Source organism: Sinomonas terrae (assembly GCF_022539255.1).
GTDB lineage: Bacteria > Actinomycetota > Actinomycetes > Actinomycetales > Micrococcaceae > Sinomonas > Sinomonas terrae.
Genome location: NZ_JAKZBV010000001.1, coordinates 2,458,851 through 2,477,458, shown reverse-complemented (window position 1 = coordinate 2,477,458; position 18,608 = coordinate 2,458,851). Strand labels below are relative to the sequence as shown.

General features: G+C 67.9%; 13 protein-coding genes. 8 read left to right on the top strand and 5 right to left on the bottom strand.

Translation table 11 applies throughout. The features are described from left to right. Positions 1-200 precede the first annotated feature (200 nt). Complete coding sequence (locus L0M17_RS11530) at positions 201-1,733, bottom strand: leucyl aminopeptidase (protein WP_241054098.1); 1,533 nt, start codon at positions 1,731-1,733, stop codon at positions 201-203. A gap of 153 nt (positions 1,734-1,886) precedes the next feature. Here L0M17_RS11530 and L0M17_RS11525 point away from each other — a divergent pair, with 153 nt between their 5' ends. The 4 genes from L0M17_RS11525 (at position 1,887) to L0M17_RS11510 (ending at position 7,143) form a co-directional block, all read left to right on the top strand. Continuing rightward, positions 1,887-2,876 carry a proteasome assembly chaperone family protein gene (locus L0M17_RS11525; RefSeq protein ID WP_241054097.1) on the top strand — a complete coding sequence of 330 codons (990 nt, stop codon included), beginning with the start codon at positions 1,887-1,889 and terminating at the stop codon, positions 2,874-2,876. Between the two features lie 10 nt (positions 2,877-2,886). Then, positions 2,887-4,224, top strand: a complete 1,338-nt coding sequence (locus tag L0M17_RS11520; RefSeq protein ID WP_241054096.1) for an MFS transporter — start codon at positions 2,887-2,889, stop codon at positions 4,222-4,224. 113 nt (positions 4,225-4,337) lie between these two features. Continuing rightward, the gene (locus L0M17_RS11515) at positions 4,338-5,582 is read left to right on the top strand and encodes a DUF4192 domain-containing protein (RefSeq protein ID WP_241054094.1); all 1,245 of its coding nucleotides are present in this window, start codon (positions 4,338-4,340) and stop codon (positions 5,580-5,582) included. Between the two features lie 250 nt (positions 5,583-5,832). Beyond that, complete coding sequence (locus L0M17_RS11510; RefSeq protein ID WP_241054092.1) at positions 5,833-7,143, top strand: RNA polymerase sigma factor; 1,311 nt, start codon at positions 5,833-5,835, stop codon at positions 7,141-7,143. Between the two features lie 190 nt (positions 7,144-7,333). Here the strand turns inward: L0M17_RS11510 and L0M17_RS11505 are convergent, their stop codons facing one another. After that, positions 7,334-7,555, bottom strand: a complete 222-nt coding sequence (locus L0M17_RS11505) for a DUF7455 domain-containing protein (RefSeq protein WP_241054091.1) — start codon at positions 7,553-7,555, stop codon at positions 7,334-7,336. 273 nt (positions 7,556-7,828) lie between these two features. Between L0M17_RS11505 and L0M17_RS11500 the strand changes: the two genes are divergently transcribed. Continuing rightward, positions 7,829-9,937 carry a DNA gyrase/topoisomerase IV subunit B gene (locus L0M17_RS11500; RefSeq protein WP_241054090.1) on the top strand — a complete coding sequence of 703 codons (2,109 nt, stop codon included), beginning with the start codon at positions 7,829-7,831 and terminating at the stop codon, positions 9,935-9,937. Between the two features lie 55 nt (positions 9,938-9,992). Here the strand turns inward: L0M17_RS11500 and L0M17_RS11495 are convergent, their stop codons facing one another. Then, on the bottom strand, positions 9,993-10,970 hold the full coding sequence (locus L0M17_RS11495) for a M56 family metallopeptidase (protein WP_241054089.1): 978 nt from the start codon (positions 10,968-10,970) through the stop codon (positions 9,993-9,995). Between the two features lie 30 nt (positions 10,971-11,000). Then, positions 11,001-11,363 (bottom strand): BlaI/MecI/CopY family transcriptional regulator, encoded by a 363-nt coding sequence (locus L0M17_RS11490; RefSeq protein ID WP_241054088.1) that lies wholly within the window; start codon positions 11,361-11,363, stop codon positions 11,001-11,003. 261 nt (positions 11,364-11,624) lie between these two features. Between L0M17_RS11490 and L0M17_RS11485 the strand changes: the two genes are divergently transcribed. Genes L0M17_RS11485 through cydD form a run of 3 tightly spaced genes read left to right on the top strand, consistent with a single transcriptional unit; the run spans position 11,625 to position 17,717 of the window. Continuing rightward, a complete protein-coding gene (locus L0M17_RS11485; RefSeq protein ID WP_241054087.1) occupies positions 11,625-13,199 on the top strand; it encodes a cytochrome ubiquinol oxidase subunit I in 1,575 nt (524 codons plus the stop codon). Between the two features lie 10 nt (positions 13,200-13,209). Further along, positions 13,210-14,295, top strand: a complete 1,086-nt coding sequence (cydB, locus tag L0M17_RS11480; protein WP_241054086.1) for a cytochrome d ubiquinol oxidase subunit II — start codon at positions 13,210-13,212, stop codon at positions 14,293-14,295. 2 nt (positions 14,296-14,297) lie between these two features. After that, positions 14,298-17,717 (top strand): thiol reductant ABC exporter subunit CydD, encoded by a 3,420-nt coding sequence (gene cydD / locus L0M17_RS11475; protein ID WP_241054085.1) that lies wholly within the window; start codon positions 14,298-14,300, stop codon positions 17,715-17,717. On the opposite strand, the gene L0M17_RS11470 is transcribed toward cydD, so the two are convergent. Further along, positions 17,714-18,232 (bottom strand): DinB family protein, encoded by a 519-nt coding sequence (locus L0M17_RS11470; protein ID WP_241054084.1) that lies wholly within the window; start codon positions 18,230-18,232, stop codon positions 17,714-17,716. The genes cydD and L0M17_RS11470 overlap by 4 nt on opposite strands. Between the last annotated feature and the right edge of the window lie 376 nt (positions 18,233-18,608).

Genomic DNA, 18,608 nt, shown 5'->3' with positions numbered 1-18,608 from the left:
ACTATGCTCCACCTTCCTAGGGCCGTTTGTCCCAGCCTTGTGGCAAGGGTCACGCACCAACCCGGGTTTCGCTTGGTGGATTTATCTTCTCACTTCTCGGAAGCGGAGGGCGATCCTTAGGGCTGGTGATCCCTCTCACAGACAGCGAGAGGGCGTCCGGCCGGAAGCCGAACGCCCTCCTCGCTGTCCCGCAACTGAAGTCAGGAGCTCGTGTTCCCCAGATCCTCGACGTAGCGAACGAGCGTGCGGACCATTGCGCCCGTGCCCTGCTTCGGTGTGTAGCCCCAAGCCCCGCCGGTGTTGAATGCCGGCCCGGCGACGTCGATGTGCGCCCACGGAATCGTTGAGCCGTTGCCGTTCTTGCCGACGAATTCGCGCAGGAAGATGCCCGCGGTGAGCATTCCGCCGGGCCTGTCGCCCACGTTTGCGATGTCGGCCACGGCGGAGTCGAGGCCTGCCCGCAGTTCGTCGGGAAGCGGCATCGCCCACGCGGCCTCGCCCTCGCCGTCGGCGGCGTCCTTGAGCGCGCCCGTCACCGCCTCGTCGCCCATGAGCCCCGCGGTGCGCGTGCCGAGTGCGATGAGGGCAGCGCCGGTGAGCGTCGCGATGTCGATGATGACGTCGGGCTTCTCCTCGCTTGCCGCCGCGAGGCCGTCCGCCATGACGAGTCGGCCTTCTGCATCGGTGTTGAGGACCTCGACCGTGGTCCCTCCGTGGATCGTGATCACGTCTGCCGGCCTCTGGGCGCTGCCCGAGGGCATGTTCTCCGCGATGCAGAGCCACGCCGTCACCTTCGTGCGGACTCCGAGGCGCGCGGCGGCGAGGACAGTGGCGAGAACGGACGCGGCCCCTGCCATGTCGCTCTTCATCTCGTCCATCTTGGCTGCGGGCTTGATCGAGATTCCGCCCGTGTCGAAGGTGATTCCCTTGCCCACGAGATGTACGGACGGAGCCTTCGAGGCCTGGGCGGGCACGTATTCGGCCTTGACGAGTCGGGGGAGGCGCGCGCTTCCCTGCCCTACCGCGAGGATGCCGCCGAAGCCCTCCTTCTCTAGGCGCTTCTCATCCCAGACCGTGATCTTGACCGGTGTTCCCTTCGCCAGTTCCTTCGCTGCGTCTGCGAACGACGCCGGGTACAGCTGGCTCGGAGGCATGTTGACGAGCGTGCGGGTCGTGTTCACTGCCTTCGCCACGGCCGCGGCGCGAAGCAGAGCGGCCTCGGCAGCAGCGCTTCCCGCGATGGGGGAGAGGACGACGGCGCGCGCCACGTTGGGCTTCGCTGCCTCCCCCGTCCGAGTGCGGTGCTCAGTGTAGGAGTAGGCGCCGAGAGCCGCGCCTTCGGCAACGGCCGAGAATTCGGCGACGGTGGGGGCAGGGAAGGCGAGAACCACCTTTTCAAGCCCTGCAAGCTGACGCACAGCCGAGCCTGCCGCCCGGCGAAGCTGCTCGGGAGCGGGCGCATCGCCAGTGAGCTTTCCCACCCCTGCCAGGGCGATGATCTGCGTGTTGAGCTCCGGAAGGCCTGGGAGCCGGACCAGGGAATCGGGTGCTCCGCTCATCCCGAGCAGCCCGAGGGTGCTCTGGATCGCCTCCGCGTCCTTTGCGCTCAGGGGGCTGTCGAGGAGGAGCGGACCGTCGCCGCCCTGCGCGACGCCGATGACGACCGCGTCGCTGGGATTCTTGCGAAGGTCCCGGGCGATGGCGCTCAGTGATGCTTCGGCATTGATGAACACGGAAGGAGGCCTCGATTCTTCTGGGCTTCTGGTGGGCAGTATTCCGGGGGGAGGGCTGTCCCGCTTCCGGACTTTCGATCGTAGCCGGTGGTGGAATGATGGACAGCCGTGTTCGGTTGACACTTAGAGGACCACGAGAGGAGCGAAAGCCAGATGGACCATGCCCGGAGCGGGCCGCTTCAGGAACCCGCTGGTCTCTACGCCGCAGCCCAGGAGCTGCTGGGAGACCCCGACCTCCGGGGCCTGCCGATGCTCATGGGATTCACTGGATTTGCCGATGCTGGCCATGCCGTCGAACAGATCACGGGTGAGCTCCTCGGGGAGGGGACTGCGCGCACCGTCGCCGAATTCGACGTCGACACCCTCATCGACTACAGGGCTCGGCGTCCGAGGATCACGTTCGTGGAGGACCACCTCGAGGGCTACACCCCCCATCGGCTGGCCCTCTACGCACTCGTCGACGGCCTCGGACAGCCCTACCTCCTCCTCGCCGGGCCCGAGCCGGACTTCCAGTGGGAGCGGTTCTCCCGAGCCGTCGTCGAGCTCGTTGAGAAGCTGGACGTCCGCCTCGTCCTCTGGACGCATTCCATCCCGATGCCGGTTCCGCACACGCGCCCGCTCGGTGTCACGGTGCACGGCAATCGGCCTGATCTCGTCGACGGCATTTCCCGATGGAAGCCCATCGTCAGCGTTCCCGCTGCGATCGGCCACCTCCTCGAACTCCGTCTCACCGAGGCCGGCCGCGGAGTTGTCGGATTCGTCGTGCACACTCCGCACTATCTGGCCGAGGCCGAATACCCGGCCTCTGCCGTGACTGGCCTCGAGCACCTCGGTGCCGCGGCGTCGCTCATGCTGCCGACCGACCGGCTCCGCGAGGCCAGCCGCGAGGTCGAGGGGCAGATCGCCGACCAGGTCGCAGGCTCGGACGACGTCCGCGAGCTTGTCGAAGGGCTTGAGGAGCGCTTCGACGAGCGGTCGGCGGATGCTCCGCGGCGCTCGCTCCTCGCCGCGATGAGCGGGGAGCTTCCCGATGCCGAAGTGCTCGGAGCGGCCGTCGAGGCGTACCTCGCCTCTCAAGAGGAGACGAAGGACACTGGCGCAAACGGCGACGACACCCAGGGAGGCGGCGCCCCCGCCGACTAGGATCGGGGGAGTGAATAGCTGGCGCGCGTGGACAGTATGGGGGATCGGGGTCTTCGCGTACCTCGTGGCGGTGATGCAGCGGACCTCGTTCGGCGTCGTCGGCCTTGAGGCCTCTGCCCGCTTCCATGTCGGCGGCGCTGTCCTCTCGTCCTTCACGGTACTCCAGCTCGTGGTCTACGCATCGCTCCAGGTCCCGGTCGGCCTGCTCGTCGACCGGTTCGGATCGCGGATCATGGTGGCGACGGGGGCCGTCTTCATGGGGCTGGGGCAGCTCCAGATCGCCGTCGCCGATTCGGTCGTGACTGGGATCATCGGCCGCATGCTCGTCGGCATGGGCGATGCCATGACGTTCGTCTCGGTCCTGCGCCTCGTTCCCCTGTGGTTCCCTGCAAAGCGCTCCCCACTGCTCACCCAGCTCACCGGCATGCTCGGAATGCTCGGCCAGCTGGTGAGCGTCATCCCCTTCCTCTCGCTTCTGCATGCGCGCGGCTGGACGGCAGGCTTCCTCACGCTGGCCTCGATGTCGGCACTCGTCGTCGTTCTTGTCCTTTCCCTGCTGCGCAACGCGCCGGAAGGCGCCGCACCTGCCCAGCAGACACAGCCGGAGGGAACGCGGGCCGTTCTGGCCGCCGCTTGGCGCCAGCCCGGAACCCGTCTCGGACTGTGGAGCCACTTCACGGTCCAGTTCAGCGGCAACGTGTTCGCCCTGGCCTGGGGCTTCCCCTTCCTCGTGGCAGGGGAAGGGTATAGCTCCGGAGCCGCGGCCGGACTCATGTCCTTCTTCGTCGTCGTCGCGCTCTTCGCAGGACCGCCCGTCGGCCGATTCGTCTCCAGGCACCCGCTCCGTCGATCGACGTTCGTCCTGCTCATCACGGCGCTCACAGCCCTCATGTGGGCCGTCGTCCTCGTGTACCCCGGCCAAGCTCCCTCGTGGCTACTCGTGATCCTCGTTGCAGCGCTCGCCGTCGGTGGCCCGTCGTCGATGATCGGGTTCGACTTCGCGCGCACGTTCAACCCATCGCATCGTCTCGGCACGGCGACGGGCATCGTCAATTCAGGCGGATTCGTGGCGGCCCTCATCACGATGTTCCTCGTCGGCTGGCTCCTCGACGTCCAACACGCCATGGGGCTCTCGCCGGCTGGCCTGTATTCGCTCAGTGCCTTCCGCGTGGCGCTCGCCGTCCAGCTGCTCGTCATGGCATTCGGGGTCGTCATGATCCTTCGTGTGCGACGCAAAGTGCGGCGGCAGCTCGCAGCGAATGGGGTGCATGTTGCTCCCTTGCTCGTGGTGGTCCGCACGGTCTGGGCGGACTATCGTTCCCGGCGCACGGCGGAGACCGAAAGCTAGGCGCCCACTCGACTGGTCCTCCCCACTCGGCTCTCGGCGGTCATTTCCTCAAGTTGTCCACATAGCCACCTGTCGGGCTGCGCTACCCGCCGGAGGGCATCAAGACTGGCGGCATGGATGAGAGCAACGAGCACTTCCTACCCGCCTCCCACCCGGGCCGCGACACCCTTTCGGTGCGTGAGCCGGAGGACCTTCTTGGCTACATTCCCCACGCTCTGGGTGAGTGGCCCCAGGAGAGTCTCGTGGTCGTCACGCTTGGGGCTGGCTCCCTCGGGGTGTCTGTCCGCGTCGATCTGCCCGAACGGCTTGAACCCGACGAGCTTGAGGGCTTTGCCAAGACCGTGACCGACTATCTCCTGACCGATCCGCTGGTCGAAGCTGCTGTTCTGGCCATCTACACGGCGGACGAATGGCGTGACATCCAGGCACCTCCGCACGGCCACGCTGTGACGGCCGTGCGGCTCGCCCTCTCGGAGCTCGGGATTCCGCTCCTCGACGCCTGGCTCGTGGGTGAGCACACGTGGCGTAGCGTCCTGTGCGAGCAAGCGAGCTGCTGCCCGTGGCCCGGCCGGTCCATCGAGACGATCACGGCGAGTCGGGTGGGCGCCGAGCTCGTCTATCGGGGGAGCTCCTTCGGATCGGGGACTCCCGCCGAGCGGATCGATGCGGCAGTTGGGGTCGGCTCCGGACGAGAGTCTGCTGAGGAGTGGTGGGATGCCGCTACGTTCGCCGCGGCACTCGCTGTATGGGATGAGACCCTTTCGACGGGTCGCGCTCCAGCGGATGAACGGCTGGGGCTTCTCGCCGCATCGCTCGACCGGCCAGCGCTCCGTGACGCGGTTGTTGTCGCCGCGGCGCTCGGCGCGTCTACGGCCTGGCAAGGAAGCTGTGCCATCGGTGTGCTCGATCCGTGGCCTGAGAACGGCGCTGTGGCTCTGCCTGCGCTCGCCGGAGGCCTCAGTCCTGACGAAGTGAGTCTGCGCGTCCGCGCGTGGCAGGAGCAGCAGGTCAGCGACTCGATCGACATTGACACGGTGCTCGAATTCGGATCGGTCATTCTCGGCCAGACCCGCGAGCGCCCGCAGTGGGAGCGGATCGAGCGGCTCGAGCGGATCATGCGACTGCTTGTCGAGAAGGAGGAGCCCGAGGTCCGCGCGCCGGCCCTTGCAATCCTCGGGTGGATCTTCTGGGCACGAGGCAGAGGGTCGAAGGCGTCCGGATTCCTTCGACGGTCGCTGTCCGCAGTGCCGGGCTACCGCTTCGCGGACCTCCTTGCACGCGTCGTCGACAGGGGGGAGCTCGCTGGTTGGGCGCGGAGTCCGGAGACGGCGTGGCGTCGTATGAGCGAGGCAGCCTAGGTCCTGGAGCGCGCGAATGCGGCTGCAGGGGCGCGGCCATGCGACAATGGACGACAGACCCGGTCGGGTCCGAGCACTGGAAGCCAGAATCTCCCGTTAATTTCGAACTCTCGGGAACGAATCTGGCAGCCGAGGGGTTGATACATAAGACCCTTCGGTCCGGGACGCGTTCTGCGCGAAGCACGGACTTGACAGGGTCATAGTGGTGTTGCCCTCATGGCGGCGCCAGGACAGCGGCAGGAAGGTGATCGTGACGCCCCCCACGGAGAAGGAAACAGCTGAGAAGGCCACGGTGGAGACCGAGGCGCGCAAGGCTGCATCCACCAGGCGCGCTTCGGCGGGCTCGCGCTCCAAGAGCACGACCGCCACCAAGGCCAAGGCGAGTGCGCGGAAGTCCGCCGACAGCGATTCTGCGGCCACGAAGACGTCCGCAAAGGGAGATGCTCCTCAGGATGCCACCGCGACCGAGGATCTCGAAGCGGAAGCGACTGATCTTGACGCGGTGACTCCCGGCGAGGAGGAGATCGCGGCCGAGACCGACGCCGAGGAAGACGGCGAAGGGAAGGCCGCCCCCGGAACCTCCGCCGCCATGGTCATCTCCGACGCCGATGAAGACGACGCACCGGTCCAGCAGGTGACCTCCGCCGGCGCGACGGCGGACCCGGTCAAGGACTACCTCAAGCAGATCGGCAAGGTTGCTCTGCTGAACGCAGAGCAGGAGGTCGACCTCGCGCTCCGCATCGAGGCCGGGCTCTTCGCCAAGCACAAGCTTGAGGAAGAGGGCGCGACCTACGACGCCCAGTATCGGCATGACCTCGAGCGCATCGTGCACGACGGCGAGCGGGCCAAGAACCACCTGCTGGAGGCGAACCTCCGACTGGTCGTCTCCCTCGCCAAGCGGTACACCGGCCGCGGCATGCTCTTCTTGGACCTCATCCAGGAAGGCAATCTCGGACTTATCCGCGCCGTCGAAAAGTTCGACTACACGAAGGGCTTCAAGTTCTCCACGTACGCTACGTGGTGGATCCGTCAGGCCATCACGCGCGCCATGGCGGACCAGGCCCGCACCATCCGCATTCCCGTGCACATGGTCGAGGTCATCAACAAGCTCGCCCGTGTGCAGCGGCAGATGCTGCAGGACCTCGGGCGCGAGCCAACTCCGGAGGAGCTGGCCAAGGAGCTCGACATGACGCCCGAGAAGGTCGTCGAGGTGCAGAAGTACGGACGCGAGCCGATCTCGCTGCACACTCCGCTCGGCGAAGACGGCGATTCCGAGTTCGGCGACCTCATCGAGGACTCGGAGGCCGTCGTTCCGGCCGATGCGGTGAGCTTCACGCTCCTGCAGGAGCAGCTGCACTCGGTCCTCGACACGCTCTCCGAGCGTGAAGCCGGAGTGGTTGCGATGCGCTTCGGCCTCACCGATGGCCAACCGAAGACGCTGGACGAGATCGGCAAGGTCTACGGGGTGACGCGTGAGCGCATCCGCCAGATCGAGTCGAAGACGATGTCCAAGCTGCGTCACCCGTCGCGCTCCCAGGTGCTGCGCGACTACCTCGACTAACCCGGATGCTGGGCTCGTTGCGGCGAGCCCAGCACGGTCAGCCGGCAACCAGCACGGTCGGCCGGCAGCCAGCAGGGCCAGCTGACAAACCAACCAGCCGGCAAATACAGTGAGCACGTGCGAGGGCCCGGACGCCTAACGGTGTCCGGGCCCTCGCTTAACTTCGAGCTGGAGCTCTTCGAGCTGGAGCTTAGTCCTCTGGTACGGCTGCGCGCTCGTTCAGCCGCTCCGTCTCGTCGTGCCAGTGCGACGCGAGGGGGCGCAGGCGCCCCTCGACCGCGCGCGCATGGTGGGCGCAGAACAGGAGTTCCCCGCCCGACGTCTCGAGAACCACTCGGACGTAGGCCTGGGCGCCGCAGCGGTCGCAGCGGTCGACGGCGGTCAGGGTGCGGTCCGCAAGGGCTGAAGTCATCTTGGCCTCCTTCACAGATACCGGGCGGTTCCACGGTGGTCTTACCCATCTAACACCCCGGCCCCCACAGGACCTTCCATTAAAAGGTTGCTTTTCGCTGGCGGCGTATCAATGTTCGATAACGGGGCGGAGCTGGCGAGGAGCGTTTCACCCCGGATTCTGACTCCTCCTGGGTGGCGAGAGAGGGAACCGGCGCGGGTGCGACTACCCTGTAACGGTAGTGCGTGCACCGCGCGCCTGCCTTCCCCTGCACCATGAAGGAGCCCCTCGAGCGTGACCCCGAGCTCTGAATACACCGCTAGGCATCTGTCTGTCCTCGAAGGGCTCGAGGCTGTTCGCAAACGCCCCGGCATGTACATCGGTTCGACCGACTCCCGCGGTCTCATGCACTGCCTTTGGGAGATCATCGACAACTCGGTGGATGAGGCGCTTGCGGGATTCGGGCACGACATCAAGGTGATCCTTCACCCGGACGGCTCTGTCGAGGTGCACGACGACGGGCGCGGCATCCCTGTCGACGTCGAACCCAAGACGGGCCTGACGGGCGTCGAAGTCGTGTTCACGAAGCTGCACGCGGGCGGCAAATTCGGAGGTGGCTCGTACACGGCTTCGGGCGGCCTCCACGGCGTCGGGGCCTCGGTCGTCAACGCGTTGTCGGCGCGGCTTGACGTCCACGTGGACCGCGGCGGAAAGACCTACCAGATGTCCTTCCGTCGAGGCGAGCCTGGCCGCTTCGTCGACACCGGCTCACGGCTGAGCCCGGAAGCGCCCTTCGAACCATTCGTCGACGACTCCGTTCTCGACGTCGTCGGCAAGGCGAAGCGCGGGGTGACGGGAACACGCATCCGCTACTGGGCCGACCGGCAGATCTTCACTCCGGATGCGAAGTTCTCCTACGACGAGCTCGTGGGCCGCGCGCGGCAGACCTCGTTCCTGGTCCCAGGCCTCCGGATCACCGTCCGAGACGAGCGGCGGCTGCCGGGCACCCTGGGGGAGTCGGGTCCCCACGAGGAAGTGTTCCACCACGACGGAGGCATCTCCGAGTTCGTCGACTTCCTCGCGATCGATGCGCCGGTCACTGAGACCTGGCGCCTCCACGGCTCGGGGACGTTCAAGGAGACGGTCCCTGTGCTCGACGAGCGCGGACACAGCCAGATCGCCGAGGTCGAGCGCGATTGCGACGTCGACGTGGCAATGCGCTGGGGAGTCGGCTACGACACGACGGTGCGGACCTTCGTCAACATCATCGCCACGCCCAAGGGCGGAACGCATCAGGCCGGCTTCGAAGCGGCGCTGCTCAAAGTCTTCCGCAAGGCGGTCGAAGCAAACGCCCGCAAGCTCAAGGCCGGCAACGACAAGATCGAGAAGGACGACGTGATGGCCGGCCTCACGGCGGTCCTCACCGTCCGGCTGGCGGAACCGCAGTTCGAGGGCCAGACAAAGGAGATCCTTGGAACGGCCCCGGTCCGGCAGATCGTCTCCAGGGTGATCGAGAAGGAACTCGGTGCCAAGCTCACCTCTACGGCGCGCGCGGACCGCAATCAGACCTCGGTCCTGCTGGAGAAAGTCGTCAACGAGATGAAGTCGCGCGTCACCGCGCGCCTGCACAAGGAGACGCAGCGCCGCAAGACCGCGCTCGAGTCCTCGACTCTGCCCGCAAAGCTCATCGACTGCCGTACGGACGACGTCACCCGGTCAGAACTCTTCATCGTCGAGGGCGACTCCGCGCTCGGCACCGCACGGCACGCCCGTTCCTCCGAGTTCCAGGCGCTCCTGCCGATCCGCGGCAAGATCCTCAACGTCCAGAAGGCCTCTGTCGGAGACATGCTCTCCAATGCGGAGTGCGCGGCGCTCATCCAGGTCGTCGGAGCCGGGTCTGGGCGCAGCTTCGACATCGAGGCGGCCCGCTATGGCCGGGTCATCCTCATGACCGATGCGGACGTCGACGGCGCCCACATCCGCACGCTCCTCCTCACGCTCTTCTTCCGGTACATGCGCCCCATGATCGAGGAGGGCCGAGTGTATGCCGCGGTGCCCCCGCTTCACCGGGTCGAGGTGATCAACCCGGGGAGCAAGGCGAACGAGATGGTCTACACCTATTCGGAAGGCGAGCTGCACACTCTGCTGAAGCGCCTCGAGGGCGACGGGCGGCGCTACAAGGAGCCGATCCAGCGCTACAAGGGGCTCGGCGAGATGGACGCCGACCAGCTGGCGGAGACGACGATGGACCCGCGCCACCGGAGCCTTCGCCGGGTCACCATCGAGAGCGCCCAGCGCGCCGAGGAGGTGTTCGAGCTCCTCATGGGATCCGAGGTCGCCCCGCGCAAGGACTTCATTGTCTCGGGGAGCGCGAACCTCGATCGCGAGCGCATCGACGCCTGACGGGACGTCCCGCAGCGGGTGGGGGCCGGCGGTTCGCTCGGGGGGCCTGCGGGGCTCAGCTGAGCAGGCCGGGAGCCAGCAGGAGCACCGTGGGCACCGCGAGCATGAGCCCCGACGCGGCGAGCACCGCCGTCGTCTGCGCCGCCGTGAGCTGAGGCTGGGGGGTGAGGAGCCTGCTAAGACGCGCGGCCACCGAGGCCTCGCCGTCGCCGGGAGTCCCGGGGGTTCCGGTCACTCTCGAGCTTTCGAGCGAAGCCTCGGCTGGATCCGTTGCGGCCCCGGCACTTCCTACAGCTACGAGGGCGATGGCCCGGACGAGGACGTCGTCGGGTGCGGTCCTTCGGGCGACGTCGTCCGCGAGCATCTCGACGAGCGAGGACACTGCTTCGCGCGAGAGCCGTGAGGTCGGAAGCCACGGGAGCGCCTGGCGCCAGGCCTCGAAGGCCCAGAGCAGAAGATGGTGCCGCTGCGTGAGGTGAGCGCGTTCGTGTTCGACGACGGCGGCCAGCTCACCGGGGGAGAGCGCCTCGACGAGTCCGTCCGAGAGGACCGTGACGGATCTCGAACCGCCCGGGAGGCAGTAGGCAACCGGAGCCGGATGGTTGATGACGAGGGTTCGTTCGATAGCGCCTGAAGGCAGGCTGAGCACCTCGAGGAGTTCCCTATGCCTCCGACGCTGGTTTGTGATGCGGGCGTAGGTGAGCCCAAGCGTGAACACGAGGTGTGTTCCGAGCAGCGCCGCGGCGCAGAGGGCAAAGAGGTGCCAGAACTGCAGTTCGTCGGAGGATTTGTTCTCCAGGACGAGGGATGCGGCTCGGCCGATGGCCTGCAGTAGATTGTCCCCGAGCGGCTGGAGGCCATACACGAGCATTGCTCCGATCATCGATAGCCCGCCCGCGAGGGCTATCGACTGCCACAGGACCATCGCGGCAAACGGCGAGCGCGACGTCCACCGGGCGTGGGAGAGTGCCACTGGCACCGGCCATGCGAGCAGGATTGCCAGCAGTGCGAGGAGATACGAGGCTGCGAGCACGGACGTCCTCGGCGACGAGCGGCTTGTGAGTCAGCCCCGGGTGAGCAGTTTGCGGAGAGTGGCGGCCTCGGCCTCGGACACGCTCCCGATGAAACGTGCGAGGACTGCCTCGCGGTCCGGGGCTGTGCCGAGCGCCTCATGCATGAGCCGGGCCGTGTGGTCTTCGCGCGTCGAGATGGCACGGTAGCGGTGGGGCCGGGTGCCGCGCTCACGCTCCACGAGGCCCTTCTTCTCGAGACGCGAGAGAACAGTGAGGACGGTCGTGACGGCGAGGTCCTTGCTCTGCACTTCGCTCTGTGCGAGACGATCCCGGAGCTCGTTGGCCGTTGCCGCTTCCGCTGTCGACCAGAGCTGGTCCATGACCGAGCGCTCGAGCTCCCCCAGGCTTGCCATCGTTGTGTCCTTCCATGATTCCGATGCGGGTCTCACTTGGATGACTCCCGAGGTGATGTCCACCACTAGCGTCCTGTGAGGCCCATAACCCATTCTACGCGAGGTAGAAGAAAAAGTGGTCAACAGACGCGCGTCGTGCGCGCGTCACGGAGAAAGCGGCCCGTATCCATTCGTACGTGGCTCCCAAGTGTTCTACACTCTGTAGAAGTCAGTCTTCTACGGTTTGTAGAAGACGGGTTTCTGCCCCCGACAGGAGCGCATATGGACGCCTTGGAAATCGCCCGCTGGCAGTTCGGCATCACGACCGTCTACCACTTCATGATGGTCCCGCTCACGATCGGCCTCGGCCTCGTCGTCGCCGTCATGCAGACCGTGTGGTTCCGGACCCGCAAACCCGAATACCTCCGCATGACGAAGTTCTGGGGAAAGCTCTTCCTCATCAACTTCATCATGGGGGTGGCGACCGGCCTCGTTCAGGAGTTCCAGTTCGGCATGGCGTGGAGCGAGTACAGCCGCTTCGTCGGGGACGTCTTCGGCGCACCCCTGGCCATGGAGGCACTGCTCGCGTTCTTCGTCGAGTCGACGTTCCTCGGCCTCTGGATCTTCGGCTGGAAGCTCCTCCGGCCGGGCCTGCACCTCGCCACACTGTGGTGCGCCGTCGTCGGCTCCGCCATCTCGGCGTACTTCATCATCGTCGCCAACAGCTGGATGCAGCACCCTGTGGGCGTCAAGGTCGTCGACGGACGCCCAGTCATGACCGACGCATGGGCGGTGTTCACGAACAACACGGCACTCGTCGCTGTGCCGCACACTCTCTTGGGCTCCCTCGGCGTGGCCGGCGCGTTCCTGCTGGGCATCTCCTGGTACCACCTGTGGCAGCGCCGCAAGGATGGAATCGACACTGTGGGAGAAGACGGGCGCGTCATCCCCGGCGAGAACCCGGACCTGCCGGCACGCGATCGCATCGATCACCGGGTCTGGCTGCGGAGCCTCCGCATCGGCGCCGTCGTCGCCATGATCTCCTTCGCCGGGACCGCGATCACGGGTGACATCCAGGGAAAGCTCATGTTCGTCCAGCAGCCCATGAAGATGGCGGCAGCCGAGGCCGCATGCCACGACGGCACGAGCTTCTCGGTGCTCTCCGTGGGCGACGTCGGCTCCAAGGACTGCTCCAACGTCGCCGCGGTCATCGAGATCCCGGGCCTGCTCTCGTTCCTCGCCCACGGCGACTTCAACACCGACGTCAAGGGCGTCAACAGCCTCATCCCGCAATATCAGGCCGCGTACGGGACCAACCTGCCCAACAACCCGGTCTACGGTGACCGCGCTGGCGAGCCGATCCAGTACGTCCCGGTCATGGAAGTCACCTACTGGGGCTTCCGGATGATGATCGGGTTCGGTGGCCTCGCCGCGCTTGCCGCCGCCGTCGCCCTCTACCTCACCCGCAAGGGGACCGTTCCCCAAGCGCGGTGGCTCATGCGGCTCGCCGTCGTGGGCATCCTCGCTCCGTTCGGCGCGAACGCAGCAGGGTGGATCTTCACCGAGATGGGCCGGCAGCCCTTCGTGGTCGCCCCGAATCCCTCGATGGCCGGCAGCTTCGACCAGGTCTTCATGTTCACCGCGGCCGCAGTCTCACCCGGCGTGAGCGCGGGGGAGCTCCTCACCTCCCTCATCGTCTTCTGCGTCCTCTACGCGGCACTCATGGTCGTCGAGGTACGGCTGCTGTGGCGCTACACGCGCGGCGGCGTCGCGGCCGCGATGCCGGAGCTCGCCCAGAAGCACGACGACGACGGCGAGCACAAGCAGTCCGACGACGTCCTGGCCTTCGCCTACTAGGAGCGCACTGATGGAGACTCTTCCCACCCCACTGTCCACTACATGGTTTTGCGCTATCGCCGTCCTCTGGATCGGCTACCTCTTCCTCGAAGGCTTCGACCTCGGCGTCGGCATGCTCATGAAGCTCTTCGCCCGCAACGACGACGAGCGCCGTGTCCTGCTCAACACCGTCGGGCCGGTATGGGACGGCAACGAGGTGTGGCTCATCACCGCGGGAGGCGCCACGTTCGCGGCGTTCCCGCGGTGGTATGCGTCATTGTTCTCAGGCCTGTACCTTCCTCTGACGCTCGCGCTCGTCGCGCTGATCCTCCGCGCTGTCGCCTTCGAGTACCGGGGCAAGATAGCCTCGGCTCGCTGGGCGGCGCGCTGGGACTGGGCAATAGCCCTCGGCTCGTTCTTCGCCGCCTTCTGCGTCGGCGCCATGCTCGCTCTGACGACGACGGGCCTGCCCCTCGACGCGAACGGCGATCGTGTCGGGGGACCCTTCGCGTGGTTCAGCGGCTACGCAGTGCTGGGCGGCGCGGCTGTCGTCGGATTCTCGCTCGTCCACGCGCTCGCGTTCCTCGCCCTCAAGACCGACGGCGAGATCCGCCTGCGCGCGCATCTTGCCTTCCGCCGCTGGATGCCTCTCGGCGTCGTCCCGCTCGTCGCGTGGGTGATCGCGATCCAGCTCCGGAGCGGGGAATGGTGGAGCTGGGCCCTCACCTCTGTGGCGGCCGTGGCCGCCGCTGGCTCGTGGATGCTCGCACAGCGCGGTTCCGAGGGCCGCGCCTTCCTCCTCATGGCTCTGTTCCTGGCCGCGGGGGCAGCTGCCATCTTCAGCGCCGTCTACCCCGTCGTGCTTCCCTCCACCTTGGACCCGGCGAACAATCTCACCGTCTCGACTGCATCGTCCTCGGCATACACGCTGGGCCTCATGTCGATCGTGGCCCTCATCGGGCTTCCGCTCGTGCTCGTCTACCAGGGCTGGACCTACTGGGTGTTCCGCAAACGGATCACTCTGGGGAGCATCCCGCCAGCCCACAACGTGGTCCCCGCGTTCCTCACCCGGCTCGTGACCGGCCGTGAGGCACCAGAACCGCCAGTGGGGGCTTGAGCGTGCGCCCGAGCATTCCCAACGGCAGCGCGACCAAGGCCGCGGTCACGCTCCTGAGCGTCCTCGCCGTCGTGAAGGCGGGCGCATTGATCCTCATCGCCCAAGGAGTCGCCTCGGGTCTCGCAGGGGCCTTCGCCGGACACACCGACTGGCGAGGGGCGGCCCTGACCGCGGCGGCGGGTGTGCTGCTCCGGGCCCTCGCCGAATGGGGATCGCTGCAGGCCGGCCGATGGGCGGCCGTGGGAGTCCGGGAAGAGCTCCGGGCGCGTCTTGTCGGCGCTGCGCTCGAGCGTGGCGGGAGCACCGGCGACGGGGCGGACGACGCCGACCGGCGCGTCGCGTCGTCGGCCGCCGCGACCGCGGTCCTCGCCGTCCGGGGACTCGACGGCCTCGATTCGTTCTATACCGCCTACCTCCCGGCCCTCGTCCAGTGCGCCGCCGTACCGCTCCTCGTGGGCCTGCGGATCCTCGGCGCGGACTGGGTGAGCGCGCTCATCATCGCGCTCACCCTCCCGCTGGTCCCGATCTTCATGATCCTGATCGGCAAGCACACGGAGGACCGTGTCTCCGTGGCCCAGCAGGCGCTTGCCCGCCTCGGATCCCACCTCGTGGAACTCGCCCAAGGCCTCCCCGTCCTCGTCGGCCTCGGGCGCGCAGCGGAGCAGCGCAAGGCTCTTCGCGCGCTGTCCGAGGACTTCTCGAACCGGACGATGGGAACTCTGAGGGTCGCGTTCATGTCGTCCCTCGCCCTCGAACTGCTCTCGACCATCTCGGTCGCCGTCGTCGCCGTGTTCATAGGTATCCGTCTTGTGAGCGGAGAGATGCCCCTTGAGGCGGGGCTGCTTGCCCTCGTGCTTGCCCCCGAGTGCTTCCAGCCCGTGCGCGATCTCGGGGCGGCCCACCACGCAAGCGAAGACGGGGCCGAGGCGCTCCGCCGCGCGGAAGACGCGATCGCGGCTCCTGCCGGGACCCGTCTCTCCGCCCTGGGCGGCGTGGCCGTGGATGAGGACGAACCGTCCCCGCCCGGTCCCGTCGAGCTCTGCATCGATCGACTCACGGTCCGCTACGACGGCCGAACACGCGCGGCCGTGGACGGGTTGTCGTTCACCGCGCCGGCGGGGGAGGCCACGCTGCTCGCGGGCCCGAGCGGCGCGGGCAAGACGACCGTCCTGCTGGCTCTCGCGGGCCTCGTGCGCGACGGCGCCGGGGCGACGCTCACGGGCCGGGTGTCGGGCGCCGACCCACGTCGCGTCGCGTACGTCCCGCAGCACCCGCAGTTCACGGAACCCACCGTTGCGGCGGAACTCGAGCTCGCCGCCGATGGGCTACCTGCCGAGGGCGTCGGAGCCGCGGTGTGCCGTGCGCTCGAGACGGTACTGTGCGCCGACCTCGCCCAGGCGAACCCTGCTGAGCTGAGCCCCGGACAGCAGCGGCGCATCGCCGTCGCCCGCGGACTCCTCAGGGTCGACGCCGGCGCCACGCTCCTCCTCCTCGACGAGCCGACGGCGCACCTCGACGCCCGCTCCGCGAGCGCCGTCGAGGCGGCCATCGCGGGGCTCAGCGGCCGCGCGACGGTGGTGCTTGTGGCGCACGATCCGCAGACGGCAGCGCTCGCCCGGACCCGCATCGAGCTGGTTCCGACCGAACCGACCGAGAATCTCAACGCGGCTTCGGCTTCAAGCAGGTTCGCAGTCGCAGACCGCGCGGCGGACGCCGCGCCGGCCAGGAGAGGCGAGGCAACGGCGTCCCAAGACGGTCGGTGGCTCGTTGGCCTTTGGAGGCTCATCCGTCCGGATCTCACCCGCTACGCCGTCGCTGCCCTCTCCGGCGTGGGAGCTGCAGCGGCGGCCGCCGCCCTTGCCGGCCTCTCCGGCTGGCTCATCGTCCGCGCCGCCGAGCAGCCGCCCATCCTCTATCTGCTGGCGGCAATGGTCGGGGTCCGCTTCTTCGGCATCGCGCGCGCCGTCCTCCGCTACGCCGAGCGTCTGGCCACCCACTCCGCCGTGTTCTCGACGCTCACCCGGCTCCGCGACCGACTCTGGAAGGCTCTGACGAGCCAAGGCCTGAGCGCGCGTCGCCTGCTCGTCCCCGGAGCCGCGCTCGAGAGCCTCGTCGCCGACGCCGAGTCCGTCCGCGACGAGCTGCCACGGATTCTCCAGCCGATCGCAACCGCCGTGCTCCTCGCCGCGGGCGCGCTCATCCCCGTCGGCATTCTCCTCCCGGCGCAGCTTCCCGTTCTCGCGCTCGCCGCCGTGGTCTCGGTCGTCGCTGCCCCACTGGCGGCCGCCTGGGCCGACCGGCGCGCTGCCCGAGCCGTCCAACGGGGCACCGCGCGCCTCCTCGAAGCAATCGGCCAAGCTCTCGCAGCGGCCCCTGACCTTGCCGCGAACCGCCTCGCCCAACCAGTCTTGGCCCGCCTGCGGGCAGAAGACCAGCGGTTGACCGCACTCGAGCGGCGCGGCGTCGCGGCGGAGGGACTCGGCCGGGCCATCGTGATCCTCGCGACCGGCCTCGCCGCGGCCGCGACGCTCGCGACGCCAGCCACCGCGGGCACTGCCGCGAGCACGGCCGCTGCCGTCGTGCTCCTGCAGCTCGCGCTCGCGGACCCACTCGCCGCCGCGAGCAGCGCTGTCCAACGGATCCCGGCGCTCGGCTCAGCCCTGGCCCGGGTCGGCGTGGACTCCGACGACGAAGCCACGCCCCGCCAAGACGGAGGCAGCGCCGCGGGCACGGGCACCGGCACAGACGCAGGCGCCGCCGCACTTCGTGCGACAGGCCCCGGCCTGTCGATCGACCGACTCTCGGCCGGATGGCCAGGCCAGCCGGACGTCTTCGTGGACCTTTCGGCCCGGGCGGCACCGGGGGAGTGGCTCGTGGTCGCCGGTCCCTCGGGAAGCGGCAAGACAACCCTCCTCGCCGTCCTCCTCGGCTTCCTGCCCCAGCGGACCGGGAGCGTGCAGTCCAGCGGCAGGATCGCTTGGTGCCCCCAGGAATCGCACCTGTTCGATTCGACCGTGCGCGGAAATCTCGCGATCGCGCGAGACCGCACCGAGGTGCCAAGCGAGGCCCAGCTGTGGGAAGCGCTGGACCGCGTGGGATTGGGCGACCATGTCCGGGCGCTCCCCGACGGGCTCGACTCGCGCATCGGAAGCAGGGGCTCACAGCTCTCGGGCGGTCAGCGCCAACGCCTCGCCGTCGCCCGCACGCTCGTGGCGGACGCCGCCGTCGTGCTCCTCGACGAGCCCACGGCGCACCTCGACCCGGCGTCGGCCCAAGAGCTCGTCTCGGTCCTGCACACGGCGCTCGCGGATCGCAGCGTCGTCATGGTGACCCACCGCGCATCCGAGCTCAGGGACGGGGACCTGCTCGTGCGGCTCGATGCACTGGACGACGGCGTGCGGAGGCTTGCGCTCGCAGGCTAGCCGCGCACGTCGTGCAGGTGATGTTCGACGTCGTGCAGGAAGTACCGGCCAAGGGTCAGAACCGTGAACTCCGAGCCGTTGCTCCGGAGTCCCCGGCGCTCAAAGGCATCCTCCGGAACGTGCGCGAAGGCGTCGCGGGTGAGCGCGCCCTGCTCGGCCAGTTCCTCACGGACCACGGCCGGGTCGGCGTCGGCGTACGCCTTTTCGACCGCGGCCGCGTCCTGGTCCCAGTCCTCGAAACGGGCACCGTCCTCGTCGAGCATGAGGCCGAGGCGCCGACGGAACACCTCGAAGACGTCCCGTACGTGGTACGAGTACTCGAGGGGCGACCAGGTCGAAGGGTCCGGGCGCTCGAGCACGTCGTCGCGGAGCAGCACGCCGTCCCATCGAGGCAGGGCCGTGTCGAGCCGGCGAGCGACATCCTGAGGCGTGAGGCTGTCAGCATCGAAGCCGCACTCGGGGCACACGCGGTCCAACACCCACGTCCAGTCTTTCGTGTCGGGAATGATCGCCATGTCCGGAGTCTAGCCGCCTCGACCGGCGAGTGTGCGGGATCACAATCTGCTCCCAAGAGGTCTCAGCTTCTCCAGGATTGATTACGAAACGATAACGTTGGACGGGCGCCGCCTTGCAAGGCGGACAGTACTGTTCGAGCACTCGGCACCCCGTCCTCGATCCCTTGCACCGCGCGGATCTGCCGCGCGAGCACGCGTCAGCGCTGCCTCCTCCGCGGTGACGCGGCGTCGCCCCGAGTGTGATTCTGCTCATCCCGCCGGCCGCCCATCCGAGAGCGCCGGCCCAATTCCGCTTACTAAACTGGATGACCGCCCGCCAGCCGGGTAGCAAAGAGCCACTTCAAGACAGCTCATGGAAACAGCCTCGAGAGAAGAG